This window comes from Arenimonas sp. (assembly GCF_044348765.1).
In the GTDB taxonomy this organism is placed as follows: Bacteria; Pseudomonadota; Gammaproteobacteria; order Xanthomonadales; family Xanthomonadaceae; genus Arenimonas.
The window spans coordinates 1-9,437 of record NZ_JBIKSE010000047.1; the positions used below are offsets into that span (position 1 = coordinate 1).

Here is a 9,437-nt window from a genome sequence, read left to right on the forward strand (position 1 = left end):
GTGGGGTGCCGGAAGGATTGTGGGAAAAATGCGAAAGCTGCGGTGCCGCGCTTTATGCTGCCGAGCTGGACGACAATCTGCATGTCTGTCCGAAGTGTGACCATCACATGCCCATCGGCGCCCGTGAGCGCCTGATGGCTTTCCTCGATGAGGGTGAAGTATTCGAAATCGGTGACGAGCTCGGTCCGACCGATGCCTTGCATTTCAAGGATCAGAAAAAGTATGCCGACCGCATCAAGTCCTCGCAGAAAGCAGTGGGCGAGAAGGATGCATTAGTATCGATCCACGGTAAACTCAAAGGTCGTGATATCTGCGTGAGCGCCTTCGAGTTCCGCTTCATGGGCGGCTCGATGGGCTCGGTGGTCGGTGAGCGATTTGCTCTAGCTGCCGAACGTGCCATTGAATATCGTTGCCCGTTGGTCTGTTTTTCCGCCACCGGCGGTGCCCGCATGCAGGAAGGTCTGTTTTCGCTGATGCAGATGGCCAAGACTTCGGCCGCCATCGCCAAAATGCGTTCGGCCGGCTTGCCGTTCATTTCCGTGCTTACTCACCCGACCACCGGCGGTGTATCGGCCTCGCTCGGCATGTTGGGTGATCTGAACGTGGCCGAACCCAAAGCATTGATTGGTTTCGCAGGTCCACGCGTCATCGAGCAGACCGTGCGCGAGACTTTGCCGGAAGGTTTCCAGCGCTCGGAGTTTCTGGTCGAGCACGGCGCTGTCGATCTGATCATCGATCGCCGCCGGTTGCGCGACCGCCTGGCCGATCTGCTGGCTTTGATGATGAACCAGCCGAAACACAGCCAGAGCGGGGCTTGACCGGCATGGGAACGCGTCGCTTTTTCGGCACCGATGGCATTCGCGGCAAGGTCGGTGAGGGCCATGTCTCGCCCGATTTCATGCTCAAGCTGGGATGGGCCGCAGGAACCGTGCTGGCTCGTGCTTCGTCTGGCAAGCCGCTGGTCATCATCGGCAAAGACACCCGTATTTCCGGATATATGTTCGAAGCGGCGCTGGAAGCCGGTCTGGTTGCGGCCGGTGCCGATGTGCGCCTGCTTGGGCCGGTACCGACCCCAGCGGTGGCGCATCTGACCACGTCACTGCGCGCCGATGCCGGCATCGTAATTTCCGCCTCGCACAATCCGCATTACGACAACGGCATCAAGTTTTTCTCTGCCAGCGGTGAGAAGCTCAGCGATGCCATGGAGCTCGCCATCGAGGCGCAGCTCGACCAGGCGCTGACGACCGTGGCTTCCGATAAGCTCGGCAAGGCCAAGCGCATCGTGGATGCACATAGCCGCTATGCCGAATTTTGCAAAAGTACGGTGCCGGCGAATTTCTCGCTGCGCGGTCTGAAGATCGCACTGGATTGTGCACATGGCGCTACCTACGCCCTGGCTCCGGAGGTTTTTTCCGAACTGGGTGCCGAGGTGGTCAGTATCGGCGTGCAGCCGAATGGCCTCAACATCAACGACGGCGTCGGTTCGACCCATCCGGACGCGCTGCAGGCCTTCGTTCGTGAAACCGGTGCTGATCTCGGTATCGCTTTCGACGGCGATGGAGACCGTGTGCAGATGGTGGATGCCGACGGCACCCTGCATGACGGCGACGCCCTGATTTACCTGTTGGCCAATCGCTGGCAGGCCTGCGGCCGTTTGCGCGGACCGGTGGTCGGCACGCTGATGACCAATGTCGCGATGGAGCTGCATTGCCATGAAAAAGGCATCCCGTTCGTCCGCACTAAAGTCGGTGACCGCTATGTGCATCAGGCGCTGACCGGGCAGGGTGGGGTGCTGGGTGGTGAAGCCTCCGGTCATCTGCTGGTACTTGATCGCACTTCGACCGGTGACGCGCTGGTGGCGGCATTGCAGGTGTTGGAGGCCCTGATTGCCGATAAAACTACATTGAAGGCGGCGCTTGCGGGCTACACGCCGTTTCCGCAGAAAACCGTGAATGTCCGCGTGCAGCCCGGTGCAAAGCCACTGGAGCATCCGGATGTGCAGGCTGCCCGTGCCGAAGCCGAACGCAGCCTTGAGGGCAAGGGCCGTCTGGTGTTGCGCGCCTCGGGCACCGAGCCGGTGGTGCGTGTCACCGTTGAAGCCCGCGATGCCGCGCTGATGCAATCGGTGCTCGATGCCTTATCCGCGGTCGTGAAATCCACGGCTTGACTCCAATCAGGGCCGGCTTAGCGATGCCGGCGTATACTTTTCCAAAACTCCAATGGAACACACGCCATGAGCCAGATTCCGACCCTTGACATCCGCCATTTCGACACCGATCGTAAGGCTTTCGTTGCTGATCTGGGAGCCGCTTACCGCGAGTGGGGTTTCTGCGGTATCCGCGGTCACGGCGTTACCGATGAACTAATCCATGGCGCCTACAAAGCGGCGCAGGATTTCTTCGTGTTGCCGGAATCAGTCAAGATGCAGTATCACCAGCCCGGCACCGGCGGCGCGCGCGGCTATACCCCATTCGGCATCGAAACCGCCAAGGATTCGCAGTACCCGGATCTGAAGGAGTTCTGGCATGTGGGCCGCGAGATCGCGCGTGATTCCGAATACGCCGGCATCATGGGCGAAAACCTGTGGCCTACTGAAGTAGCGGAATTCAAAAAATACATGTACGGACTTTATGCTGCGCTCGACCAGCTTGGCTCGAAAGTGCTGTCGACATTGGCCCTGCACATCGGCTTGCCGGAAAACTACTTTGCCGACAAGACCCATTACGGCAATTCCATTCTGCGTCCGATCCACTATCCGGAAATCACCAATCCGGACGTGCCGAATGTTCGCTCCGGTGCGCATGAAGATATCAACTTCATCACACTGCTGGTCGGTGCCAGCGCGGCCGGTCTGCAGGTACTGTCGCGCAAGGGCGAGTGGATCGATTTCACCGCCGATGCCGATACCATCGTGGTCAACATCGGCGACATGCTGCAGCGCCTGTCCAACCATGTGTATCCGTCAACCACGCATCGTGTGATCAATCCGATGGGCGAAAACGCACGCAAGCCGCGCTATTCCATCCCGTTCTTCCTTCACCCGAATCCGGATTTCCTAATCCAGACTCTGCCACAGTGTATCAGCGCCGAAAACCCGAACCGCTACCCGGAGCCGATCACCGGCCACGAGTATCTTATGGAACGCCTGCGCGAAATCAAACTGGTGTAACGAAAAACCCGGCGAGAGCCGGGTTTTGTTTTCGCTTCCACTTTCCAGGATCACTCCGCATTGCGGAACTGCCTAGCCTTTCCGCCCACCAGTGCATTGCTGAGGAAGTCCGGCAGATAGCGCGTCATCCAGGCGATGACCTTGTTGCTGAAGCCGCTGATGACACGCCGCTTTCCTGCTTCCACGGCATCGATGCCAATCACCGCGACGTCTTCGCTGTTCAACCACAAAAACTTCGGCAGTTTCGACACATTGGCGCGCATTCCGTTGACATCGTGGAATTCGGTATAGGTAAAGCCAGGGCAGAGCGCGGTCACGTGCACGCCGCGGGATTCGCTTTCCATGGCCAGACATTCCGAAAAACGAATCAACCAGGACTTGCTGGCACCGTACAAGGTGTGCCCGGCCGAGGCCGGCACCAGTCCGGCCAGCGAGGTCACATTCAGGATGCGGCCGTGCTTCTGGGCTTCCATGGCCGGCAGGAACAGGTGGGTCAGTTCGGCCACGGCAGTCATCAGCACCTGCAGGAAATCACGGTGGCTGGTCCAGGTCTCCGATAGATACCGGCCCGGCACGCCGTAGCCGGCGTTGTTGACCAGGGTGTCGACTTTTAGGCCGGCAGCCTGGATAGCCTCGAACATTTCCTGCGGGGCTTTCGGATTGGCCAGGTCGGCGGCCAGCACCACCACCGGCACCTTTTGGCCCAGTTCAGCGGCAAGTGCGTCCAGACGGTCCTTACGGCGGGCGGTCAGAATCAGGGGTTTGCCACGGCGGGCGTATTCGCGGGCGATGGCTTCGCCGATGCCGCTGGAGGCACCGGTGATCAGGGCGTACTGGTCGGTTTTCATAGTCGGACTTCATTCAGGTTAAAATGGCCTCCTCATTGTGCATCAAGCCGTCGGACAGGGGAGCGACATGCGGAAAAAAATCGTAGCGGGCAACTGGAAGCTCAACGGCAACCGGGCCTTTGGCGAGGCTTTGTTGAACACTCTCACACCGTCCCTGAATCCGGCTGTGGATACCCTTATCATTCCGCCTTTGCCGATCCTCGATCATCTGATTCGCCGCTATGCCGGTACCGGCTATGTTTTCGGTGCGCAGGATGTCGGTGTGCATGTGCAGGGCGCGTTTACCGGGGATATCGCCGCCGAGATGCTGGCCGACATCGGTTGCCGCTATGTCCTAGTTGGCCATTCCGAGCGCCGTCAATACCAGCAGGAGTCCAACGAGCTGGTCGCTGAAAAGTTCCTGGCCGCCAAGCGCGCCAACCTGGTTCCTGTGCTGTGCGTGGGCGAGAGTCTCCACCAGCGCGAGGCCGGACATACCGAATGGGTCATCGAGAAACAGCTCAAGTCGGTGTTTGAGCAGGGCGGCGCCGAGGCCTTCACAGGTGCGGTCATCGCCTATGAGCCGGTCTGGGCCATCGGTACCGGAAAAACCGCTAGCAAGGAGCAGGCACAGGAAGTGCATGCATTTATCCGTGGCGAAGTAGCTGCTTTTGATGCTAAAATAGCCAACTTATTGCCGATCCTTTACGGTGGCAGTGTGAAGGCCTCCAATGCCGCCGAGCTGTTTGCCCAGCCGGATGTCGATGGGGGATTGGTGGGCGGGGCCTCCTTGGTCGCTCAGGAATTCAGTGCGATCGTAGCTGCCGCTGCGGACACAAACTAACGGTTTAGCTATGATTGATACCATTTTGACGATTATTTACATTTTGGTTGCTGTGGCCATGGTGGTGCTGATTCTGCTTCAGCGTGGCGCCGGCGCCCAGGCGGGTTCAGGCTTTGGTGCCGGGGCTTCCGGTACTGTGTTCGGTGCCCGCGGTTCCGCCAATTTCCTGACCAAGTCAACCAAGTGGTTGGCATTCCTGTTCTTCGTCGTGGCCTTGTTCATGGCCTGGAAAGCGGTCAACCTCAACAAGCCGGAAGTCGAAGCGGCTGACATCGGGGTGATGAGCGCCCTGCCGGCGGTTCCGGAGTCTGGGGCGGCTCCGGTAGCCACGCCATCCACTCCTGCTGCGGTTCCTGCGGTTCCGGCCACGACGGATGCACCGGTAGCTGCTCCTGCCGCTGCGCAATCCGAGAAGAAATAAGCGCCCAAACGGCGTAATGCTAAAATAGTTTCAAGCCCAGGTGGCGGAATTGGTAGACGCACTACCTTGAGGTGGTAGCGCTTTAGGGCGTAGGGGTTCGAGTCCCCTCTTGGGCACCATTACGAAACGCTTGCTCCGGCAGGCGTTTTTCGTTGCCCGGGCATCTAACTTTGTACTTGATGCAAAGGAAAAATCCTCCGAATTCATTGCATTGGATGCGATCTAGGCGGTATCATAGTGCGCCTGTCCCTGAGCACGCAGCGTGTGGGAAAAACAGGGATGTTCCCCCTTCAATCAAGGAGACGCATGTGCTGAATGCGTATGTGCCGATAGCATTGTTTCTTGCGGTCGCAGCCGGTGTCGGCATTGCCCTGATGGTCCTCGGACGCTTTCTCGGGCCGCAACGCCCTGGCGCTGAAAAACTCTCGCCTTACGAATGCGGCTTCGTCGCCTTCGAAGACGCGCATATCCAGTTCGACGTGCGCTATTACCTGATCGCCATCATGTTCATCGTTTTCGACCTTGAAATCGCCTTCGTGTTTCCATGGGCTGTGGTGTTCCGCGATCTCGGCTTCATGGGGCTGGTCGAAATGGGCATATTCCTTGGCCTCCTGCTGATGGGCTTCATTTACGCTTGGAAGAAAGGAGCTCTCGAATGGGAGTGATCGATAAGGTTTCCGATTCCGTTGCCCGGGTGATGCACAATCCGATTCCGGTGGCCTCTGTCGACGACATCCTGCGTCCCGGCGGAGACAATCCGCTGGTCGAACGCGGTTTCGTTACCACCAATCTCGACACCCTCATCAATTGGGCGCGCACCGGCTCGATGTGGCCGATGACCTTCGGGCTGGCCTGCTGTGCCGTAGAAATGATGCATGCCGGCGCCTCGCGCCTCGATCTTGACCGCTACGGCGTGATTTTCCGGCCATCACCCCGTCAGGCCGACGTGATGATCGTGGCCGGAACCTTGGTGAACAAGATGGCGCCCGCCCTGCGCAAGGTGTATGACCAGATGCCGGAACCGAAGTGGGTGATTTCCATGGGCAGTTGCGCCAATGGCGGTGGCTATTACCACTATTCCTACTCGGTGGTGCGCGGCTGCGACCGTATTGTGCCGGTCGACGTCTATGTGCCGGGCTGTCCGCCGACCGCGGAAGCGCTGGTATACGGCGTTTTGCAGCTGATGAAGAAAATCCGCCGCACTAACACCATCGCACGCTAAGGACGGACCATGAACGAACTGCCCGATCCTTTTGTGGAAAAACTGAGCGCCCATTTTGGCGAACGCGCCCAGCGCATCATCCAGCAGCGCGATGAAATCACTCTGGAAACCGCTCCGGCTGATTACAGATCGGTCATGACCGAACTGCGCGAGCATCCGGAGTTCGCCTTCGAGCAGTTAATTGATTTGTGCGGCCTTGATTGTCTGAGTTACGGTGAAAGCGAGTGGGATACCACTGATGTGTCTTCTGAAGGATTTTCGCGAGGCGTCGAGGGTGAGGGTCCTGGGCGTTTCACATGGGCATCGCGTCCGCAGGGTCTTGGCCCAGCCAACCGGTTCGCCGCGGTCGTGCACCTGACCTCAGTCAGGCACAACCGCCGCATCCGTGTCCGCTGCTTCGCCGAAGACAATGCCATGCCCCAGATCGATTCCGTGGTCTCGATATATCCGGTGGCGAATTGGTTCGAGCGCGAGGCGTTTGACCTGTTCGGCATCATCTTCACCGGTCATCCCGATCTGCGTCGCATTCTCACCGATTATGGTTTTGTCGGTCATCCGTTCCGTAAGGATTTCCCGCTGATCGGCAACGTGGAAGTCCGCTATGACGAAGAGCGCGGACGTGTGGTTTACCAGCCGGTCTCGATCGAACCGCGCGTTGGCGTTCCGAAAACCATCCGTGAGGATTCGCGTTGGCAGCAAGCGCAATCCGAACATGTGCAGGTGAAGCCATGAATAGCCAGGAAATCCGCAATTACACGCTGAACTTCGGGCCGCAGCATCCGGCCGCACATGGCGTACTCCGTCTCATTCTCGAAATGGACGGTGAAGTCGTGCAGCGTGCCGACCCGCACATCGGTCTGCTGCACCGCGGTACCGAAAAGCTCGCCGAATCCAAACCCTTCAACCAGTCCATCGGATATATGGACCGTCTCGACTATGTGTCGATGATGTGTAACGAGCATGCCTATGTGCGTGCCATTGAGCAGCTTCTCGATGTTGAAGCGCCGATCCGTGCGCAGTACATCCGTACTATGTTCGATGAAATCACCCGCATTCTGAATCATCTGATGTGGATCGGTTCAAACGGCCTTGATCTTGGCGCCATGGCGGTTTTCCTTTACGCATTCCGCGAGCGCGAAGAGCTGATGGACTGCTATGAAGCGGTCTCCGGCGCACGTATGCACGCGACCTATTACCGTCCGGGCGGCGTTTACCGCGATCTGCCAGACACCATGCCGAAATACCGCGAATCGCCGTGGCGCAAGGGCGATGCCCTGAAGCGTTCTAACGCCTGGCGCGAAGGCTCCATGCTCGATTTCCTGCAGGCCTTCACCGATGACTTCCCGAGCAAGATCGACGAATACGAAACCCTGCTGACCGACAACCGCATCTGGAAACAGCGTACGGTCGGCATCGGCGTGGTACCGCCGGACAAGGCCCTGGCCTGGGGCATGACCGGTCCGATGCTGCGCGGATCCGGCGTTGCCTGGGATCTGCGTAAGAAGCAACCCTACGCCGCCTACGCCCATGTCGATTTCGATATTCCGGTCGGCGTCACAGGCGATTGCTACGACCGCTATCTGGTTCGGGTCGAGGAAATGCGTCAGTCCAACCGCATCATCCAGCAATGCATCGGCTGGCTGCGCGCCAACCCGGGTCCGGTGATGGTGTCCAACTTCAAAGTGGCGCCGCCGTCCCGCATGGAAATGAAGGAAGACATGGAAGCGCTGATCCATCACTTCAAGCTGTTCACCGAAGGCTATTCGGTGCCTGCCGGTGAAGTGTATTCGGCGGTGGAAGCTCCGAAAGGCGAGTTCGGCGTTTATCTGGTGTCCGACGGCGCCAACAAGCCGTTCCGTCTGAAAGCCCGTGCGCCCGGCTTCGCGCACCTGTCGTCGATGGATGCCATCGTGCGCGGCCACATGCTGGCCGACGTGGTGGCGATGATTGGCACCTACGATATCGTGTTCGGTGAGGTGGACCGATGAAAGCAACCGGTAATTTCGCTGCCTGCCAGCATGTCGATCCGATGACCGCACTGCATTCGGAAACGCGTGCGCACATCGATCATTGGGTCGCCAAGTTTCCGGCCGACCGCAAACGCTCGGCGGTAATCCAAGGCCTGATGGCTGCGCAGGAGCAGAATGGTGGCTGGCTGACCGATGAGCTGATGGCAGCGGTCGCCAAATACCTCGACATTCCGGCCGTTTGGGCCTACGAGGTGGCCAGCTTCTACTCGATGTTCGATCTGGAGCCGGTCGGCCGCCATAAAGTGTCGATCTGCACCAATATCAGCTGCTGGCTCAACGGCGCCGAGGATCTGGTGCGGCATGCCGAGAAAAAACTCGGCTGCAAGCACGGCGAAACCAGTGCCGACGGCCGCATCACCCTCAAAGTGGAAGAGGAATGTGTCGCGGCCTGTGCCGGCGCGGTGGCGGTGGTCATCGACGGCCATTACCACGAGCGCGTCACGCCCAACACCCTTGACCAACTGTTCGACGGCCTGAAGTAAGGAATTCCCATGGCGATCGGTCCCGCACCCCAAGCACATCAGGTTGTCTACACCACGCTGCATCACGAAATACCGTGGGCGCTCGACAGCTACCTGAAACAGGACGGCTACACCGCCTGGAAGAAGATCCTCGCGGAAAAAATGCCGCAGGAGCAGGTCATCGAGATGGTCAAACAATCCGGACTGCGCGGCCGTGGCGGCGCGGGTTTTCCGACCGGCCTGAAGTGGAGCTTCATGCCGCGTAGCGCGCCCGGCCAGAAATACATCCTATGTAACTCCGATGAATCCGAGCCCGGCACCTGCAAGGATCGCGATATCCTGCGCTTCAACCCGCATTCAGTCATCGAGGGCATGGCCATCGCCTGTTACGCCACCGGCTCGACCGTGGCCTACAACTACCTGCGCGGCGAATTCCACCACGAACCGTTCGAGCATTTCGAAG

At 59.1% G+C, this 9,437-nt stretch carries 11 protein-coding genes, 1 tRNA gene and 1 pseudogene; 12 read left to right on the forward strand and 1 reads right to left on the reverse strand.

Features of this window, described 5'->3' with window-relative positions:
- The first annotated feature begins 5 nt into the window (after positions 1-5).
- The 3 genes from accD (at position 6) to ACIQ0Q_RS07575 (ending at position 3,169) form a co-directional block, all read left to right on the forward strand.
- Positions 6-818, forward strand: coding sequence for an acetyl-CoA carboxylase, carboxyltransferase subunit beta (gene accD, locus ACIQ0Q_RS07565; protein WP_395772343.1), 813 nt, complete (start codon positions 6-8; stop codon positions 816-818).
- 5 nt (positions 819-823) lie between these two features.
- A complete protein-coding gene (gene glmM / locus ACIQ0Q_RS07570) occupies positions 824-2,167 on the forward strand; it encodes a phosphoglucosamine mutase (protein ID WP_395772333.1) in 1,344 nt (447 codons plus the stop codon).
- Positions 2,168-2,233: 66 nt separating this feature from the next.
- On the forward strand, positions 2,234-3,169 hold the full coding sequence (locus ACIQ0Q_RS07575; protein WP_395772334.1) for an isopenicillin N synthase family dioxygenase: 936 nt from the start codon (positions 2,234-2,236) through the stop codon (positions 3,167-3,169).
- A gap of 50 nt (positions 3,170-3,219) precedes the next feature.
- Here ACIQ0Q_RS07575 and ACIQ0Q_RS07580 read toward each other — a convergent pair whose 3' ends face one another.
- Positions 3,220-4,017: an SDR family NAD(P)-dependent oxidoreductase gene (locus ACIQ0Q_RS07580; protein WP_395772335.1), complete on the reverse strand. Its 798-nt coding sequence runs from the start codon at positions 4,015-4,017 to the stop codon at positions 3,220-3,222.
- 67 nt (positions 4,018-4,084) lie between these two features.
- Here ACIQ0Q_RS07580 and tpiA point away from each other — a divergent pair, with 67 nt between their 5' ends.
- The 9 genes and pseudogenes from tpiA to ACIQ0Q_RS07625 form a co-directional block, all read left to right on the forward strand.
- Positions 4,085-4,840, forward strand: coding sequence for a triose-phosphate isomerase (tpiA, locus tag ACIQ0Q_RS07585; RefSeq protein WP_395772336.1), 756 nt, complete (start codon positions 4,085-4,087; stop codon positions 4,838-4,840).
- Positions 4,841-4,850: 10 nt separating this feature from the next.
- A complete protein-coding gene (gene secG, locus ACIQ0Q_RS07590; protein WP_395772337.1) occupies positions 4,851-5,261 on the forward strand; it encodes a preprotein translocase subunit SecG in 411 nt (136 codons plus the stop codon).
- Positions 5,262-5,295: 34 nt separating this feature from the next.
- Positions 5,296-5,380: transfer RNA gene (locus tag ACIQ0Q_RS07595), tRNA-Leu, on the forward strand.
- 189 nt (positions 5,381-5,569) lie between these two features.
- Positions 5,570-5,926 (forward strand): NADH-quinone oxidoreductase subunit A, encoded by a 357-nt coding sequence (locus ACIQ0Q_RS07600; protein WP_395772338.1) that lies wholly within the window; start codon positions 5,570-5,572, stop codon positions 5,924-5,926.
- The gene (locus ACIQ0Q_RS07605; protein ID WP_395772339.1) at positions 5,917-6,483 is read left to right on the forward strand and encodes a NuoB/complex I 20 kDa subunit family protein; all 567 of its coding nucleotides are present in this window, start codon (positions 5,917-5,919) and stop codon (positions 6,481-6,483) included. The genes ACIQ0Q_RS07600 and ACIQ0Q_RS07605 overlap by 10 nt, the downstream gene beginning before the upstream one ends.
- A 9-nt stretch (positions 6,484-6,492) precedes the next feature.
- On the forward strand, positions 6,493-7,215 hold the full coding sequence (locus ACIQ0Q_RS07610; RefSeq protein WP_395772340.1) for an NADH-quinone oxidoreductase subunit C: 723 nt from the start codon (positions 6,493-6,495) through the stop codon (positions 7,213-7,215).
- Positions 7,212-8,471 (forward strand): NADH-quinone oxidoreductase subunit D, encoded by a 1,260-nt coding sequence (locus tag ACIQ0Q_RS07615; RefSeq protein WP_395772341.1) that lies wholly within the window; start codon positions 7,212-7,214, stop codon positions 8,469-8,471. Before ACIQ0Q_RS07610 ends, ACIQ0Q_RS07615 begins: the two co-directional genes overlap by 4 nt.
- Complete coding sequence (gene nuoE / locus ACIQ0Q_RS07620) at positions 8,468-8,995, forward strand: NADH-quinone oxidoreductase subunit NuoE (RefSeq protein WP_395772342.1); 528 nt, start codon at positions 8,468-8,470, stop codon at positions 8,993-8,995. Before ACIQ0Q_RS07615 ends, nuoE begins: the two co-directional genes overlap by 4 nt.
- Before the next feature lie 9 nt (positions 8,996-9,004).
- Positions 9,005-9,437 (forward strand): annotated as a pseudogene (locus ACIQ0Q_RS07625) (NADH-quinone oxidoreductase subunit F); the annotation flags it as partial.

Excerpts from the sequence above, each read along its gene's own strand:
- glmM (WP_395772333.1), top strand. The coding sequence starts at position 824 with ATGGGAACGCGTCGCTTTTTCGGCACCGATGGCATTCGCGGCAAGGTC.
- ACIQ0Q_RS07575 (WP_395772334.1), top strand. The coding sequence starts at position 2,234 with ATGAGCCAGATTCCGACCCTTGACATCCGCCATTTCGACACCGATCGT.
- ACIQ0Q_RS07580 (WP_395772335.1), bottom strand. The coding sequence starts at position 4,017 with ATGAAAACCGACCAGTACGCCCTGATCACCGGTGCCTCCAGCGGCATC.
- tpiA (WP_395772336.1), top strand. The coding sequence starts at position 4,085 with ATGCGGAAAAAAATCGTAGCGGGCAACTGGAAGCTCAACGGCAACCGG.
- secG (WP_395772337.1), top strand. The coding sequence starts at position 4,851 with ATGATTGATACCATTTTGACGATTATTTACATTTTGGTTGCTGTGGCC.
- ACIQ0Q_RS07605 (WP_395772339.1), top strand. The coding sequence starts at position 5,917 with ATGGGAGTGATCGATAAGGTTTCCGATTCCGTTGCCCGGGTGATGCAC.
- ACIQ0Q_RS07610 (WP_395772340.1), top strand. The coding sequence starts at position 6,493 with ATGAACGAACTGCCCGATCCTTTTGTGGAAAAACTGAGCGCCCATTTT.
- ACIQ0Q_RS07615 (WP_395772341.1), top strand. The coding sequence starts at position 7,212 with ATGAATAGCCAGGAAATCCGCAATTACACGCTGAACTTCGGGCCGCAG.
- nuoE (WP_395772342.1), top strand. The coding sequence starts at position 8,468 with ATGAAAGCAACCGGTAATTTCGCTGCCTGCCAGCATGTCGATCCGATG.